General features: G+C 43.2%; 19 protein-coding genes. 13 read left to right on the top strand and 6 right to left on the bottom strand.

Annotation, left to right across the window (positions count from 1 at the left end):
• Positions 1-150: 150 nt before the first annotated feature.
• Complete coding sequence (locus F3I09_RS18415) at positions 151-798, top strand: YdcF family protein (RefSeq protein WP_149696506.1); 648 nt, start codon at positions 151-153, stop codon at positions 796-798.
• 86 nt (positions 799-884) lie between these two features.
• Here the strand turns inward: F3I09_RS18415 and F3I09_RS18410 are convergent, their stop codons facing one another.
• Positions 885-1,106 (bottom strand): dodecin family protein, encoded by a 222-nt coding sequence (locus F3I09_RS18410; RefSeq protein ID WP_149696505.1) that lies wholly within the window; start codon positions 1,104-1,106, stop codon positions 885-887.
• 278 nt (positions 1,107-1,384) lie between these two features.
• On the opposite strand from F3I09_RS18410, the gene F3I09_RS18405 reads away from it, so the two are divergent.
• The 4 genes from F3I09_RS18405 (at position 1,385) to F3I09_RS18390 (ending at position 5,145) form a co-directional block, all read left to right on the top strand.
• On the top strand, positions 1,385-2,008 hold the full coding sequence (locus tag F3I09_RS18405; protein WP_149696504.1) for a DUF4142 domain-containing protein: 624 nt from the start codon (positions 1,385-1,387) through the stop codon (positions 2,006-2,008).
• 287 nt (positions 2,009-2,295) lie between these two features.
• The gene (locus F3I09_RS18400; RefSeq protein ID WP_149696503.1) at positions 2,296-3,135 is read left to right on the top strand and encodes a chromate resistance protein ChrB domain-containing protein; all 840 of its coding nucleotides are present in this window, start codon (positions 2,296-2,298) and stop codon (positions 3,133-3,135) included.
• A 108-nt stretch (positions 3,136-3,243) separates the two neighbouring features.
• On the top strand, positions 3,244-4,401 hold the full coding sequence (locus F3I09_RS18395) for a chromate transporter (RefSeq protein WP_149696502.1): 1,158 nt from the start codon (positions 3,244-3,246) through the stop codon (positions 4,399-4,401).
• A gap of 21 nt (positions 4,402-4,422) precedes the next feature.
• Entirely contained in the window at positions 4,423-5,145 is a 723-nt protein-coding gene (locus F3I09_RS18390) for a superoxide dismutase (RefSeq protein WP_149696501.1), read from the top strand.
• Positions 5,146-5,359: 214 nt separating this feature from the next.
• Here F3I09_RS18390 and F3I09_RS18385 read toward each other — a convergent pair whose 3' ends face one another.
• The 3 genes from F3I09_RS18385 to F3I09_RS18375 all read right to left on the bottom strand — a co-directional run bounded on the left by F3I09_RS18385 (position 5,360) and on the right by F3I09_RS18375 (position 6,620).
• Entirely contained in the window at positions 5,360-5,737 is a 378-nt protein-coding gene (locus F3I09_RS18385) for a DoxX family protein (protein ID WP_149696500.1), read from the bottom strand.
• Positions 5,738-5,799: 62 nt separating this feature from the next.
• The gene (locus F3I09_RS18380) at positions 5,800-6,303 is read right to left on the bottom strand and encodes an SRPBCC domain-containing protein (protein ID WP_149696499.1); all 504 of its coding nucleotides are present in this window, start codon (positions 6,301-6,303) and stop codon (positions 5,800-5,802) included.
• On the bottom strand, positions 6,300-6,620 hold the full coding sequence (locus F3I09_RS18375; protein ID WP_149696498.1) for a helix-turn-helix transcriptional regulator: 321 nt from the start codon (positions 6,618-6,620) through the stop codon (positions 6,300-6,302). Before F3I09_RS18375 ends, F3I09_RS18380 begins: the two co-directional genes overlap by 4 nt.
• Before the next feature lie 206 nt (positions 6,621-6,826).
• Here F3I09_RS18375 and F3I09_RS18370 point away from each other — a divergent pair, with 206 nt between their 5' ends.
• Entirely contained in the window at positions 6,827-7,117 is a 291-nt protein-coding gene (locus F3I09_RS18370) for a hypothetical protein (protein WP_149696497.1), read from the top strand.
• A gap of 7 nt (positions 7,118-7,124) precedes the next feature.
• On the opposite strand, the gene F3I09_RS18365 is transcribed toward F3I09_RS18370, so the two are convergent.
• Positions 7,125-8,141 (bottom strand): GntR family transcriptional regulator, encoded by a 1,017-nt coding sequence (locus tag F3I09_RS18365; RefSeq protein ID WP_149696496.1) that lies wholly within the window; start codon positions 8,139-8,141, stop codon positions 7,125-7,127.
• Positions 8,142-8,547: 406 nt separating this feature from the next.
• Positions 8,548-8,679 carry a hypothetical protein gene (locus F3I09_RS34605; protein ID WP_255479770.1) on the bottom strand — a complete coding sequence of 44 codons (132 nt, stop codon included), beginning with the start codon at positions 8,677-8,679 and terminating at the stop codon, positions 8,548-8,550.
• 24 nt (positions 8,680-8,703) lie between these two features.
• Here F3I09_RS34605 and F3I09_RS18360 point away from each other — a divergent pair, with 24 nt between their 5' ends.
• From F3I09_RS18360 to F3I09_RS18330, 7 genes are all read left to right on the top strand, one after another.
• A complete protein-coding gene (locus F3I09_RS18360; RefSeq protein WP_149696495.1) occupies positions 8,704-9,066 on the top strand; it encodes a LytTR family DNA-binding domain-containing protein in 363 nt (120 codons plus the stop codon).
• A 211-nt stretch (positions 9,067-9,277) separates the two neighbouring features.
• Positions 9,278-9,850, top strand: coding sequence for a hypothetical protein (locus F3I09_RS18355; RefSeq protein ID WP_149696494.1), 573 nt, complete (start codon positions 9,278-9,280; stop codon positions 9,848-9,850).
• Positions 9,851-10,018: 168 nt separating this feature from the next.
• Positions 10,019-10,348 (top strand): hypothetical protein, encoded by a 330-nt coding sequence (locus F3I09_RS18350; RefSeq protein ID WP_149696493.1) that lies wholly within the window; start codon positions 10,019-10,021, stop codon positions 10,346-10,348.
• Positions 10,349-10,571: 223 nt separating this feature from the next.
• Positions 10,572-10,844 carry a hypothetical protein gene (locus F3I09_RS18345; protein WP_149696492.1) on the top strand — a complete coding sequence of 91 codons (273 nt, stop codon included), beginning with the start codon at positions 10,572-10,574 and terminating at the stop codon, positions 10,842-10,844.
• 1,037 nt (positions 10,845-11,881) lie between these two features.
• Entirely contained in the window at positions 11,882-13,606 is a 1,725-nt protein-coding gene (locus F3I09_RS18340; protein ID WP_223233288.1) for a nucleoside-diphosphate sugar epimerase/dehydratase, read from the top strand.
• A 77-nt stretch (positions 13,607-13,683) separates the two neighbouring features.
• Positions 13,684-14,538, top strand: a complete 855-nt coding sequence (locus F3I09_RS18335) for a polysaccharide biosynthesis/export family protein (RefSeq protein ID WP_149696490.1) — start codon at positions 13,684-13,686, stop codon at positions 14,536-14,538.
• A 13-nt stretch (positions 14,539-14,551) separates the two neighbouring features.
• A complete protein-coding gene (locus tag F3I09_RS18330) occupies positions 14,552-16,945 on the top strand; it encodes a polysaccharide biosynthesis tyrosine autokinase (RefSeq protein ID WP_149696489.1) in 2,394 nt (797 codons plus the stop codon).
• Positions 16,946-16,963: the final 18 nt, after the last annotated feature.

The raw sequence follows: 16,963 nt of genomic DNA, 5'->3' as shown, positions 1-16,963 counted from the left end.
ATTAAAAAATGCACCGGTATGATCATCGTCAGTGTTTTTGAAAACCCGGCATTTAGTGATATGATTGTTCTCCAGGGTTGCATATAAACGGTATAATTAGTATTATTAGGATACGATATTGTAGATCACTATTTTCAACGGAAATAATTTATGCAAGACGACAAGACGTTTCAGCTGGCCCGGAAATTATGGGACTATCTATGCCTGCATCAGGAGATTAAAGTATCAGATTGTATATTGGTATTAGGGAGCCATGATACCAGCGTTGCTGAAAGAGCTGCGGATATTTTCCTGGAAGGATTTGCTCCGCTGATCGTATTCTCCGGTGGTTTCGGATATCTGACACAGGAGACCTGGAAAGTAAGCGAAGCTGAAACATTTGCGGAATTAGCGATAAAAAGAGGGGTCCCGGAATCTGCCATCATCCTGGAAAACAAATCGACCAATACCGGGGAAAACGTCGTTTTTAGCATGCAGTTATTGAAAGAACGTAATATTAACCCCTCAAGCTTTATTCTTGTGCATAAGCCTTATATGGAACGGCGTACTTATGCCACTTTCAGAAATCATTTTAAAGAAGTGCCCATATCAGTAACATCCCCTAAAATATCAATGTCGGATTATTTCTCTCGTGGCAGTATTTCTTATGAAACTTTTCTCAATACGCTGGTGGGTGATCTGTACAGGATAAAAACATATAGCAGTAAAGGATTTCAGATACCTCAGGAAATACCGGAGGATGTATGGAAAGCCTATACTGAGCTGGTGGAACTAGGATTTGACAAGCGTATCAACTGATTTTTATTGTGACACCATCCCGGGTGTATAATGTCTTTAAGCGGCAGCCGGTAATCTGCCGGCTGCCGTTAATGCATTGTCAAAGTTTATACGTGTTCCTTCACTTTTTCGTCAATTCTGAAAGATACTTTACAGATCAGTCCATAAGTGGTTATTTTCCCGTCCTGCACATGTACCTTAATATCTTTTATGAACACTGAATCTATGTTGTGTATGGTCTTTGACGCTTCTGTCACTGCGTTTTGAATAGCGTCTTCTATACTCTTTTCAGAAGAGGAGATGATCTCAATTACTTTTACGATGGACATAACGATAGTTTTATAGGTGAAACGATATTATGTTAGCACAATTACCATACCTGCTTCCACCAGGCAGGACATAAGCAGGAAGCGGTTCGGAGGGGTATAATTATTGTGGACATTTCAATATTGTTATTGCATTAAAACCTGATGAAAAGATACCGGAAACATATCCGTTTGGTATGTAATGTTTATTGAACTGTTGTAGAAATCGTTCTAAAGGGGATAGTAAATCATATTGTCCTGTTCTCATGGCATACATTTTGAGCCGGTTATAGGAAAAGACCATGAAAAATTTCGTCAGATTATCTTCGGGTCTTATAGTTATTTCCATCTTTCTCAGCTGCAACAGCAGAAATCCCGATAGTGTAAAAAGTGCTAAAGAAGTAAATGCCAAAAGAATTGATACGGAGAGCCGTCCGGACGATTCATCGGCGATTGCATTGACAAAGGATGATGCTGATTTCCTTGTGAATACAGCCAGCGGGGTGATGCTGGAATCTCAAATGGGGCAGATGGCCAGGGATAGATCCGGCAATCAGCGGGTAAAAGATCTCGGTGAAATGATCGCCCGGGATCATAAAGAAGCGGAAGCAAAGTTGAAGAAACTGGCTGCCGCCAAAAACGTGACACTTCCTGCGGATATATCCAACCATCAGCAGAAGGAGAAAGAAAATCTCCTCAAGAAGAACGGCATTGAGTTCGACAGGTCATATGTTGACCTTACGGTGAATGACTATAACAAAGACATTAAGGATTTCGGAAAAGCGGCAAAATATGCCACAGATCCTGATGTGAAGACTTTTGCCAGTAATAGTCTGCCGTTGCTGTACACACATCTTGATTCTGCCAGAAGTTTGCAGAAAGTGATGAAAAGGAAGATAGAGATTAGTACGCCGATGCCGAAGTAGGAGGTATTGCGTTAATAGCCCCAAAATCTACTCTAACAGGTACGCCGTTGCGCTTATCCCTTGCGTAACGCATTAGCATCTTTGTGCCGCTATCGGATAATGCTGCCAGATTTTGAATGCTTTTTTGCAATTTATCTCCTGCGGTGATGTAACAAAACACTTTTTGGCCTTAGCGTTAACGGCATGTTAATCACCGAAAATATTTGCAAGCCGTGGCAGCCTAATAATTAAGGTAGTATCCCGACTTCCCCTCAAAAACCGTACTTTGCCGCCATTTACTTCTCATCATGAAATGGATCACCCGTGAACGGCCTAAGATCGACCGCCTTGCCTGTCCCTGGCTTATTAAAAGATTCATCGACAAAGACGCAGAGATCATCTACGTTCCGTTCGATCAGGTAACAGAAAAGGCAAAACAACTGAACGCTACTCCTTTTGACATACCGGGTGTGGAGTTTACCCATTACGGTGACTATTGCACATTCGACTACTTCGTACAAAAGTACCAGATAGAAGACCCTGCCATACGCACGCTCGCCGTCATAGTACGCGGCGCTGATACGGATCATCATGAACTGGCAGCTCAGTCATCAGGTCTGTGGGCGATTTCAGCCGGACTTGCCTTTAACTATCCGGACGACCAGGACCTGCTTGAAAAAGGCATGATCATATATGACGGCTTGTATAGTTGGGCAAAGCATCTGCAGAAAGAAAAACATACGCAGCAGCCGTTTGAAAACCTGTTGTTGAATGTGTTCAATACTTATCTGAGATCAACACCAGGTACTAAGAAGAGAACCCCTGCCTGGGCGAAGGAATTGAAAGAAATCATACAAGATCATATTGATACCAATTTAAGTCTGAAGGAAATCTCGAAAGGACTTGAGATCAGTCCTTCATATCTCTCACGGGAGTTCTCAAAGTATTTTGAAGACCTGTCTTTTGGTGAGTATATCCGTAAACAGCGCATAGAGAAAGCTATAACGCTGATGCAGACTTCGACTTATTCACTAACAGAAATTGCCTATCTGACAGGGTTTTCGGATCAAAGTCATTTTACACGCATTTTCAAGAAACACACTGGCAAGAACCCATCGGATTATAGAAAAAAGCCGGGTAAAAAGTAATTTCCATACAAACAGGTCATTTCCGTTCTATTTTTTGCCTGCGACAGGCAGTAGCATTGCAATAGTTATCGCCGCACTGCGGTAAGGCGTAGCTTATAAATTACTTGTATGAGTGAGAAGCAATCTTACACACTGGCAGGCCTGGTGAAGTATTTTCTGAAATTGGGGACCATTGGTTTTGGTGGACCGGTGGCTTTGGTTGGGTATATGAACCGCGACCTGGTGGAGAAACGCGGGTGGATCACGGAAGAGGACTATAAAGAGGGACTGGCGCTGGCACAATTAGCGCCGGGGCCATTAGCCGCTCAGTTAGCCATTTATATCGGATACGTTGATTATAAGATCCTGGGGGCCACATTGGTGGGTTTGGCCTTTGTGTTGCCCTCATTTTTGATGGTGGTGGCATTGGGGATGGCTTATGTACAATTTGGCGGCCTGCCCTGGATGCAGGCCCTGTTTTATGGTATTGGAGCGGCGGTAATAGGCATTATAGCTGTCAGCAGTTATAAACTCACAAAAAAGAGTTTGGGAAAGGACCGGCTCTTATGGATCATTTTCCTGGTATTGACCATATCTACCTTCATCTATGAGAAGGAGCTGATCTGGCTGATGCTGTTAGGCGGCATTGCTGTCTGGTTATGGAAGATCCGTCCCCGTTTGCCCAATACAATGCAGTCAGTTTTGTATGCTCCTGCACTCCTGCAAATAACTGGTCAGTTATCTGCGGATGAAAAACTGGTGCAAACAGGATGGTTCTTCCTGAAAGCCGGGGCTTTTGTTTTTGGTAGCGGACTGGCCATTGTTCCCTTTTTGTACGGTGGCGTCGTGAAAGAATATCAATGGCTGAATGAACAGCAGTTCCTGGACGCCGTGGCCGTGGCCATGATCACCCCCGGACCGGTAGTGATCACTGTGGGCTTTATTGGTTATCTCGTAGCGGGATTGCCGGGTGCCTGCGTAGCGGCACTGGCAACCTTTCTGCCCTGTTACTTGTTTACAGTATTACCAGCGCCCTACTTTAAGAAATACGGAAAGCATGCCACTATCAGGGCGTTTATTGATGGAGTAACGGCTGCTGCTATAGGCGCTATTGCAGGGGCGGTACTGGTGCTTGCAAAACGTCAGTTTACTGATATCACCTCCGTCATCATTGCACTGGGAACAATACTCATCCTACTCAACTTTAAAAGAGTATCTGAACTGCTCATTATTGCGCTGGCCGCTATAATCGGGTTACTGATAAAATTTATTCCAGATCTGATTTAATTAACGTTTAAAGAAAAATAAATGGACCGTAAGGATTTTCTTTCTGCAACTGGTATCCTCTCGCTGACGGCGTTACTACCCGCCAATTCCGTGTTAGCAGAAAATTACCGCACTAATGGATTGGACAAGCTAACGGATGCCGCAGGTAACTTTCAGCACCTGCCCTTACCGTACAACAAAAATTTTCTGGAGCCATACATGGATGAGGAAACTGTCTACCTCCATCACACGTTTCACCATGGAGGTGCCGTAAAAGCAGCAAATGGCGATCTGCAGAAGATCAGGAAGGCGCTGGACGACAACAGCCTGGAAACGGTAGATTACTGGACGAAGAAGTTATCTTACCATTTCTCGTCTCATGTGCTGCATACTATCTTCTGGACAAACCTGACGAATAAGAAGACTGAACCGAAAGGTGATCTTTTAAAGCGGATTGAGAAGGATTTTGGCAGTTATGATAAGCTGAAAACCTACCTGGCTAAAACATCCAAAGATGTGGATGGTAACGGTTGGGGAATTCTGGGTTATCAGCCGTATAGTGATAAACTCACCATCCTGCAATGTGAGAATCATGAAAAGTTAACTCAATGGGGTGTCATACCATTACTGGTGGTCGATGTATGGGAGCATGCCTACTACCTGAAGTATAAAAATAAAAGAACCGATTTCGTTGATAATATGTTGCAGATCATCAACTGGGATGATGTGGCTGGCAGGCTGAATACAGCTACGAAATTAGTATAGTCATTTAGCGGGGACAAAACATCTGAATATCAGCAGGGGAGAGGCCAGCCGACCTCTCCCTGAAATTATTGGCGAAAGAGGATAACAGGGTGCGTGTTGGTAATTGATAACATACGCTTTTTGAAATGACAAAGGCACCCTCCGATGAAGATGCCCTTGTCCAGATACTTTGTAGTCCTGAATGGTTCTGTAGTTATGACGGTAAAGCTGTTTTCTATTTTACCATCGGGAGATATTTTTCCCGGTTCTCAATGATCACCCAGAGGTTTATCAGGAATAATGGAAGCGCGATAGATAATGCTGAAGGCGCCACTGTGATAGTAGTCAGCATAACCCCTACCATTACCGGCAAAATGATGATTGCACCAAGCGCCCTGGTTTTAGGGAAAATGAAAAGTATGCCGCCTACGATTTCAGCAATTCCGACAAGAGGCATCAGCCAGGTGATCTCCATAATAGCGCCCATTACCTTCATCATTTTTTCAGGCATGTCTTTCGGCGGTGGCATGTAATTGAGGAACTTGTTCAATCCTGCATTAATGAACATCAGTCCAAACAGCAGACTAACAACAAATAGAATTTTTTTCTTCATAGTGTTCTTTTTTCCTGAATGTAGTTTTTCGTGTTTACGTGGTGAGATAGTCTAAATTTAATCTATTTTTTTAATGAAGGCAACAATTCGTCCAGTCCTTCCATTGCCATTGCTAATCCTTCCCTGAAGCCCATCTGAATAGTAGTTTCCAGTTGAGCAAGGTCATCGTAGGAGATGTGTATCTGTACAAGTGTAACCTGTCCTTTATCAGTAAAAGAGATCTCCCATTTTGACTGGGGCAGTTGTTTGTTCACGTTACCTTCAGCATCTGCAAAGGCATCAAGCCCGGTGAATGATTGCTGAGGCTGAATCTTTTGGTAGTTAGCCAGTGCCCAGTGTTCTTCACCTTCCGGTCCTACCATGGCATAGTGCCAGTATCCGCCTTCTCTGAAGTCCATGGTTTTAGTTCTTGCTTTCCATGGTTTTGGTGCCCACCACTGGTCAAGGATCTCGCTTTTGGTATAGGCGTCCCATACGAGGGCAATTGCTGCATCAAATTCTCTTTTTACGGTGATGGTTTTGTTTTCCTTATCAACGGAAAAATCAAAGGCTAAGTTGACGTTCATTTTTTATCGTTTTTAAGCGTTAATAATATTTTATCGAGCTCGTTAAAACGGCTCTCCCATATTTTTCTGAATTGGTCGAGCCATTTGTCGATCTCTTTCATTTTGTCACCATTAAGTTGATAAAAAATTTCCCTGCCAGACTGCTCCTGTGTTACCAGCTGGCATTCCGCCAATATGCGCAGATGCTTGGACACCGCCTGCCGGGTGGTATTGAAGTGTTCCGCAATGGCATTGGGCGTCATCGCTTGTGATGCGATCAATAGGATAATTGCCCGCCTGGTTGGGTCAGCGATGGCTTGAAAAACATCCCTTCTCATTGGTCAAATAATTAGTTATTGAAACCGTTCGGTTGCAAATATATGCAAATAATCGGTTGCGGATGATCGTTCCCACTGTTTTTTTGAATCTTGGAAAGTTGGAGAAAATCAGGGAGTGGGGTAATGTGTTGATTTACTATAGGTTATATGGAGTGGAATCCGTAAAACCCGCAATAGATAATTCTCTAATTTCGATGTAAAAAACTATGGCAAGAACAAACAATCGATTATGGAAGGGCTGGAAAATCAGTCGGGGCCGTAATAACAAGCAATTCGTAATAAGAAATGTCGCGGGGAAGGACTATGTATGTAAATATCCGGACATGAGCAACGTGGTGCTGTCGGAATCACAATTGGAGTCTAATGATAAGTTTGCGGATGCGGTAGATTACGCAAAGAGTATCATCGCAGACCCTTTGAAGAAGGCAAACTACAAGGTAAGAAAGGGTAAGAGTGTCTATCACTCAGCTATTAAAGATTACATGGAGCATCACTAGCAATGTATCACAAAGAATTTCTCAGAATTAGTTTAAAGGGATTTTTTATCCGCTCCTGTTTCTTTTCTGTAATCATTCTGGCAGCAGAGGCGCCCATCTGCTCGTGGTCTGTGGAGATAACTGTTATACCATCGAGCAGAATTTCTTTTAATAGTGTTTCATTATACGATACTATACCAATATCTTTTCCAATGGTAAGCTGCTCGTTCCTGCATATCTTTACAAGATTCACCAGGTCAGTTTCCTCGATAATAATGTATGCCTGACCTTTGCTGATCGGAGTATGCATTTCTATGCCTTCAATAACCGAAAAATTAAAATCCTGCATACGGCAGAAGTATCGGAATCCTTTTTCAATCTCCATCGGGTAGGGCGTAATTCCCGGATTTACAAATACCAGATTATCATACTTCTTCAACGCTGGTAGCGCCTCATGCAATGCTTCGTATATATCCTTCTCAAAATTCTGGTATACCGTGCCATAGTTACCTGTTAGTTCCTGCAGATCTTTATCAAGCAGGATTAATTGTTCTGCAGGTATCTTCCGCAATATTTCCAAAACTTTTCCCGGCTGTTCGTAAAAGTGTGGCATGATCACGTAGTAATCATAATCCCCCAGATGATTGTTGATAAGGTTCTCGAATAACGGAACACTATGGTGGTGGATATGAAGGTCTACAAATACGTTATCACCTAATGCCTTTACAAAAGAATTGTAAACCTGCTTTTTGTAATTGCTGATCTTGTTGAAGATTAATAATATACGAAGCGGGATGACAACGTCTGTCCGGTTGATAAAATATCCTTTACCTTTTACTGAGATAATAACCTTCTTATCCCGCAGCTCTTTATAAGCCTTCTCTACCGTGCCACGCGAAAGCAAATATTGTTCACTTAACTCGTTAATGGAAGGGATCTGTTGATCCCGGGTCAGAATACCATCGCGAACTGCTGCCATAATGGAATCCGCGATCTGCATGTAAACGGGAATTTTGCTGCTGGTATCTATTTGCAAGCCTTTCATTATGGTAAAATAGCAAAGAAATCGGAATTGTAAAAATGGGATGTATCAGAAGTGTATCAAACTTGCATCAAACTTACATCAAACTTGCATCTTCCTCCGTTCTTCCTCCGTTCTTCCTCCGTCTTTAACGGAAGAAAGACGGAGGAAGATGCAGGTCATATGCTAGTTGTATCCGGGTTACATGCAGACCAATTTTGGGCCACATAAAATTCAAGCCCACATAATTATGTGGTGTAAAAAATATATATGAAATTGATCTTCAGATTATTATTTCCATTATTTTTGGATATCAACCTAATTCAAAATTCCTTTCTGATGAAGCTCTTATAGTTATTTAAATCATTAAAAAATTAAAACTTCAAAATCATGACACGTACAGCAAAACACACCCCAGTTGCTAAATCCATTATGAACCCTCAAACCCTGCTGTATTCCCTAACCAACCTAAGCCTGCTACCTCTACTACAACTACCCCTACTACGACTACGACTACGACTATCTCCACGCACCATCCTTTCTTCTCATTCTTCCCTTGCATTCATCACCTCTATTAACAACACTTATGAAAGACCGCATACTGATAACCTGCGACGCTGATAATCATGAGGTGATCCTCACCAGGAATATCCTCTACATTTCAGTAAAACTTAATTATTGTACCATAAAACTCTCCGATAACCGGAAAATACTCCTAAGACAAAGCCTGAAGCAGGTTGAGGAACAATTGCCTGAAGACATGTTCTGCCGTGTACATAGAAGCTACATTATCTCCCTGGAGCATGTGGAGAAGGTATGCGTAGACTTAATAGTAATGGGAAACGTCGAAGTTCCTTTTGGCGAAAATTATAAAAAGGATTTTTTTAGAAGGTTCAGGACATTACAGGCTTGTGATGATGATACCGATTCAAATTCCTCCTGGGATTAAAGGCCTTTATGTCGTGATAAAGGGGTCTTATATCGGGATTAAAGGCTCTTATATACATGGTTTAAAACCGTGTCGAAATCCTTCCTAACATTGCATCAGCAATCACCGCAAAACGGGGCTGCGTCTGAAACGACAGAGAGACGCCTGTTGTTTCACCCGTTCGCAGTGCTTGCCTGGCAATCCATTTTCGTAACAATAAAAATGAAATAACATGGCAATCAATAAAACAAACTTCTTCATCGAAGGAGTATCAGGTACAATCGCAAAACAGATGACCTTGCGTCAGCGCAACGGTAAAACGATCATCAGCAGAAAATCAAAGGGAAGTTCCCTGCCGCCGACTGAAGAGCAGATTGCAGTCAGGGAAAAGTTTGAAGATGCCGCAAATTACGCTTTAGGCGTATTGCAGGATCCGGCAAAAAAAGCAGCTTACAATGAAGCCGCTGTAAAACTCGGCATGAGTGCTTATGCCCTGGCATTAAAAGATGCCCATTCTTTCCCGGAAGTACGCCGCGTGGTAACTGGCAAATACAAAGGCCTCGTTGGAGATGTTATCACGATCAAGGCGAAAGACGTTTTCACACTCGATAAGGTCTGGGTCGAAATCAGATCTGCCGCCAATGTCCTGCTTGAAGAAGGAGAGGCTACAGCGGCGGGCGGTAACAGCAAAGACTGGAAATACACTGCCACTGTCGCGAATCCGGCGGTTACAGGTACCCGTATCACCATTACGGCCACAGATATGCCCGGCAATCAGACCACGCGTGAGTTTACTATTCCGTAATCGTAAAGGCGTGACGAGGTAATAGAAGACAGGGCGCGTATGCCGTCCGGTAATCAACACGCCCCTTTTACCTGGTAATTCGTCCGCCAGAGGTTTAAATGTGTGCATTATTAAAACAGCGTCCCGGTTTCGGCCGGGGCGCATTTTATGACACTAAAATTGTAAATCATGTTAGTAAACAGATCAAACTTATCACTGAACGGCGTGCCTCTGTACAGCCTGATATTTGAGGGTGCATCCGGTAGTGTTGGAAATATCACCTTCAGCCAACGGAACGGTAAAACGGTTGCCGGCCGGAAAAGAGGACCGGGCACAACGCCGCCCACAGAAAAGCAGATAGCGGTAAGGGAAAGGTTTAAAATGGCGAGCCAGCAGGCACTACTCGTATTAGTAGATCCGGCCCGAAAAGCCTTCTATGAGGCAAAAAAGACCCGGAATGGAACCGGCGCTTACGCCCTGGCGCTGAGAGACATTTATCTTTCTATATCCGTATCCTAAGCAGTTCATACTCATTTCTTTAAAATACCCCCAAAACCTGCGGCTCCAGCAGGAGAATTTCCTTGAGAATGAACAATTGACCGTGGCAACTAATTTCGAACTTTATGCATATAAAGTACTTCTCAAAGTAGAAATTAAATTAATTCAATAATAATATTATTCGTACTTTTGTGAAGTAGTTCGTGAACTGACTACCATCCCTTACCAGACTAATTAATTACCTATGAGTTACATTTTGCTACAGGGCTCATCTTCCAACGTGGAGCGTATTGAATTGCATGATTGCCCTAAATGTAAACACGGTGTTCTTGAAGACAGGGTACCCCGTGGTTTCTTTGTTAAATATGTGTTGGGTGTATTCCCTATCCGCAGATATATCTGCTACTCCTGTCTGAAGAGAAGTTATGTATGGCATAAACCTCAGAACAAACAGATAATCGCCAACGACGCTATTCCAGTTATCAGGACAAAACCTGTGGCTATACCGGCACACTAACTGTGGAATAACGTTAAGACATATATTTTTTTGTAGTAAACTTTACCCGGAGCGTAAAACGCACCGGGTAATTTTTTTTCAGATAGCCCCAGGTGTTTATACAAGCAATAATTTGAATTTGTTTATTTCTTTATTCGTTAATCCTTTTTGTTTAAAGACAACGGATGAGCTAACGGTTTTTTTATTCTCCAAAACAAACACTCCTTAATAGTTGTTATCAAGTGTAGCCTTGAGAAAGAATTGGCATGGCTGCTTTTTGGTATAGTGTTTGTTTCAACTGTCTCACCAAATCACTTGAATAGCAAGCATTACTTTAAAGTCTGCTCATAACGCCTTTAGAGTGCTAGTACATAACCAATTAGTCAACTTAACTAGCGTGCCATGGAAAACTCATTGCTTCACGGTAATACCATATTCTTAAGGGTAAGGACCTATGTAAGGTGGCATACGCCATCTGGATATGTTTTGCCCTTGGATATACGTGAACCGGCGATTATGTCGGTTTAATGGTACGTATTAATACGGAATATTAAATTAGGCGTATTTGTTAGTTCCGAAAGATTGAAATGACGTTCTGTAAATAAAAGCCCGATAGCAAACAGTATAGAAGAATTGTATGAATCAATGTGTTTTTAATATTATAGAATATAAATATTAGAGATAAAAACATGTGGTCAAACTCATCTATAAACTGGACAAAATTTAACATTATGTATTTATTTTGCACACAGGTTAGAACATAAAATACTGAAAAACACACTGTTTTAAGAGATTCCGAGTTATTGAAAAAAGAAATACTGATACAGTTTTAACCTTATCTAATTAAACCGATGACTAAGAGATCATGGATTACCCCATCCTGGCTGATTTTGTTATTAGACCTCGGGTGTTCGATTGTTGCAATGAGCTTGTCTTTTTTACTCAGGCTTAACTTTAACCTCGAAGACTTTGGTCGATACCCCATGCAGGATATTGTATTGGTTATTGTGAGTGTGAATTTATTGTTATCGCTATTGTTTCGTACTTACACAGGCATTGTGAGATATACGAGTATGGCTGATATAGGGCGCATTTCATGTGTGAGCCTCGTTAGTGCTGTTATTTATTACTATATAAACGTTGCAGCATTTACGTACACCGAGGTGAACATGATTCCCCTATCTGTTATCACTATCAATTTCTTCATCAACACCTTCTTCCTGCTATCGTACAGGCTCTTTGTAAAATGGGCTTTCCACTATTATAACAGGTACGGCACTATCAATAAAACCAAAGCTGTTATATATAACGCAGGCCATTCCGGGTTGATGGTGCGGAAGGCTATCAGTGAAGATCAAACAGGCTGTATACGCGTTGCCGGATTCCTGGACGATAAACTCACCCGTACGGGTAAACGATTGGATGGACTGGCTATCTACGGCACTTCCAGAAGCTCGCTCGAAAGACTGATGAGGCAGGAAAAAGTCCGCTTGCTCATCGTTGCAGAAGAAGCTCCTGATGCACAGATACTCAGCGATATTGTCGATAATTGCATCGCGCTGAACATTAAAGTGCAGAAGGTATTACCTGTTCATAAATGGATAAACGCTGAATGGAGTCCCGCCAAATTGCAGGACATCAGAATTGAAGACCTGCTGGACAGATCCGTTATCAGTATCAATAACGAACAGGTCAGCCGTGAAGCAAGAGGCAAAGCGATTCTCGTAACAGGAGCTGCCGGCTCTATTGGTAGTGAACTGGTGAGACAGCTGGTTAAACTGGAGCCCGCTGTGCTTGTGATGTGCGATAAAGCAGAATCACCCCTGCATGAACTCGAACTGGAAATAGGAGAGATGGCGCCTAATATACCGGTTGTACCTTATATCGCAAATATCTGCGACCGCATCCGTATGCAGCAGTTGTTTGAAGTATATGAACCCTCTGTGGTATATCATGCTGCCGCCTATAAACACGTGCCTATGATGGAAAAGAACCCCTCTGTGGCCGTGCTGAACAATGTAATGGGTACGAAGGCGCTGGCGGAATTATCAGTCGAATTTGGGGTGGAGAAATTTGTAATGGTCTCTACTGATAAAGCAGTGAATCCTACCAATGTCATGGGCGCTTCCAAACGGATAGCCGAGATATTTACACAGTCTTACAATAACCACGTTAACCGTCAATATAAAAAGTCAGGTCCGATATATGGTATGCCGCCCACACGGTTTATCACAACACGGTTCGGTAATGTATTAGGATCTAACGGATCAGTTATACCGCGATTCAAACAGCAACTGGAGAAAGGAGGTCCGCTTACTGTTACACATCCGGACATCACCCGCTACTTCATGACCATTCCCGAAGCCTGCCAGCTGGTGCTGGAAGCTGGAGCAATGGGACAAGGTGGCGAGATATTTGTATTCGATATGGGGCAGCCGGTGAAAATAGCTGATCTGGCCAATAAGATGATCCGCATGAGCGGCAGAGAGCCTGGCAGAGATATACAGGTAGTGTTTACAGGATTACGCCCGGGGGAAAAACTATATGAAGAACTGTTGAACAATGCAGAAAATACACTCAGTACCTATCATGAGAAAATCATGATAGCCCGCGTTCGTGAATACGATTTTGTTGAAGTGAATGAGCACATCGAAAAATTAATTGCTTCTGCTCAGAAGCATTACATCACCCCTACAGTAGTTCTGATGAAACAACTCGTACCGGAATTTATCAGTAGAAATTCTGCGTTCGAACAACTGGATAAGGATAAGATAAAACTATAGTAATCAATCAATACATTATTATCCGCATACCCAATGGTATGCCGGTGGTAGACCTTTTTTAAACAGTTAATTTTATAATGAGGATTATTAACCGCGGGAGTCGCACTACAAAACCTGGAGTTTACCTGCTTCTACTGATGGCAGGCGCTATGTCTTTATATTTTACATCTTGTTCCAGCCCTAAGAATATTGCTTATTTCAAAGATATTCCTGATTCAGTAAGAAAGACAGCCATTGATCAGGCTACTTTTTACACACCTCCCATACAACCCGACGATATTTTACAGGTAAGCATACAAACACTCGATCCTTCTGCAACAGCTTTGCTGAATCAGCAGAATACCGCTACCTGGCCTATAGACGGAAGCCCGCTATCGCCGGGCAGTGCAACAGGCACTGGTTCTTCTAATTCCTCCATCAGCGGATACCTCGTTGACAAAGACGGATATGTGGTGCTGCCACTGATCGGGAAAGTATTCGTAAAAGGAAAGACCACTGACGTTGTACGAGACGAGGTCAGGGGCAAAGCTGCTGAATACTATAAAGATCCTGTCGTAAACGTCCGCTTCGTCAATTTTAAGATCACTGTATTGGGTGAAGTGACAAAACCATCTTCTTACATCATGCCCAATGAAAAAGTAACGCTGCTCGATGCGCTCGGGATGGCGGGAGATCTCACCATCTATGGAAGGAGAGAGAATATCCTGCTGATAAGAGATGCAGGCGTGAAAAAAGAATTCATACGTTTTAATCTCAACGATAGCAAAATGTTCACTTCCCCGTATTTCTATTTACGCCAGGGAGATGTTATATACGTTGAGCCGAACAAAACAAAAGTTGAGTCTACAGATGTTGCAAAAACAAGGAATTTCACAATTGCAGTGTCTCTGTTGTCTCTCATAGTTGTTCTTGCAACCAGACTTAAATTATAATTAATCCCATAATATGAGTGGTAGGAATCACATTAACGGTGCAGTAAATAATAAGATAGAAGCAGAGCTTTTACCTGACAATACGCTTGATGTACAAAACATCCTGGAAAAGCTCCGCAACAGATGGTATTGGTTCGTAGTATGCCTGTTACTGACCTGTACGCTGGCATGGGCATACCTGAGATATGCAACGTCCAGGTTTAATGTCAATGCAAAGATCCTGGTGAAAGACGACAAGAAGGGCGGCGACATACAGGGCCAGGAAATACTGGATCAGCTGGAATTGTTCAGTACAAAAAGTAACGTCGACAATGAAGTGGAAATCCTGAAATCAAGATCTATCATTGAAAAGGTAGTAAGGGATCTGAAACTGAATGTTACCTATGTAGTAGAAGGTCATCTCAAGAAAGCAGAAGTGCTGGATGTGCCGTTTACCGCTAACTGGATATATCTGAAAGATACCCTCAAAAATGTGCGGTATATTTTAAAACCGGTCGATGAAAATAAATTCCTCTTCAGGAACGGCGATACTGAAAAGTCCCTGAGCTGGGGCGATACCATCCAGCTCGCTGAAGGCATCTTATGTATCACAAGGAACAAACAGTTCGATCTGGTGGGTGAAGAATATGTCATCAACGTTACCTCATTCGATAATGCAGTGGCCGCCTTCCAGAAGAAGATCAACGTGGAAATACCGAATAAACAGGTAAGTGTGATCAATCTCGGCATAGAGGCTACTATACCCAGGAAAGGGGAGATCATCCTCAACAAGCTGATTGAGAAATACCTGCAGGCCAGTGTGGAGGACAAGAACAGGATTGTGGACAGCACTATCGCGTTCGTAGATAACCGCCTGGTGCTGGTGAGCAGTGAACTGTCGGGCGTCGAAAAACAGATCCAGCAGTTCAAACAGGAGAACGATCTGGCTGACCTGGGAGAGCAGGCTAAAGTATTGGTATCCGGTACGGAAGACATTACCAAGCAGCTCACAGAACAGGAGGTGAGGCTGAGTATAGTAGAATCTATTGAACAGTATATCAAAGACCAGAGTAATAATAAACGCATCGTACCCTCTTCCCTGGTAGTGCAGGATCCTACCTTCCTTTCCATTGTGGAGAAATATAATGCCATGCAGCTGGACAGGCAGCGCAGCCTGATGACCACTACAGAAACAAACCCTTTTATAAAGAATTTAGATGAGCAACTGGCTTCCCTGAGGGCTGACCTGAGCTCTAATGTCGCTTCTCTGAAAAGCGGTGTCGTGATCAGTATTAATCAGCTGAAAGCCCGTATGGGCGGCATCAACAGCCAGATCAAACAGGTGCCGGGCAAAGAAAGAGTGTTCCTGGACTTTTCAAGACAACAGGCTGTAAAACAGGAACTGTACCTGTTCCTGCTGAAGAAACGCGAAGAGTCAGCCATCTCCAAATCGTCCAACCTGGCTATGGCAAGGATCATAGACCCGGCTAAGAGCGAGTCTGCTCCATTTGCCCCGAAGAGGACTATGATCTATCTGTTCGCCCTGATAGGAGGATTGGCGATCCCTGCCATTGCATTATATCTCAAAGATCTCTTCAACCGCAGAATTGGAAGCCGGGAAGATATTGTCAACAATACCCCTGTTCCTATCCTGGCTGAGGTCGGACACTCCGATCATAAGGAACTGGTAGTGGTACGTAAAGGATCTGTTGCGCCGGTGGTGGAACAGTTCAGGGCTATCAGGACAAACCTTCAGTTTATACTGGGCGACAAGGGACAGGTGATCCTGCTTACTTCCAGTATGAGTGGCGAGGGAAAATCTTTTGTGGCGACCAATATCGCCTCTGTACTGGCACTTTCCGGAAAGTCGGTCGTACTCATGGAAATGGACCTTCGTAAACCGAAGATCTCAGAGCAGCTGGGATTGGTGAACCAGTTCGGCTTCAGTACCTACGTGATCGGGAAAACAAATATGGAAGAACTGATCAAGCCTTCCGGCTTTCATGAGAACTGTTACATCGTTTCTTCCGGTCCTATTCCGCCAAATCCTGCAGAATTGCTGCTGCTGCCTGCTACAGAAAAGTTGTTTCGCGAGCTGAGACAGCGTTTTGACTACATCGTTGTGGATACTGCACCTGTAGGCCTTGTAACGGATGCTCAGCTACTGGGACGTTTTGCTGATGCAACGCTGTACCTGGTAAGACAAGGATATACCTTCAAGCAGCAGATGCTGCTCTCCAGGGATCTTCACCTCAACGGCAAACTGCCTAAGATGAACATCATTGTGAACGATGTGAAGATCGGTAGCGGTTACGGATACGGTTATGGTTATGGATATGGGTATGGTTACGGCTATGGTTATTCGGATACAGCACGCTCTACCAATGGTTTAATATCCAAGGTGAAACGTTCGCTGGCAAAAAAATAGAAGTCTATGTCAACGGAA

The sequence above is a fragment of the Chitinophaga sp. CF418 genome (assembly GCF_900142925.1).
GTDB lineage: Bacteria > Bacteroidota > Bacteroidia > Chitinophagales > Chitinophagaceae > Chitinophaga.
Note: the sequence above shows the minus strand (reverse complement) of the source record. Positions and strands in the feature narration are given on the sequence as shown.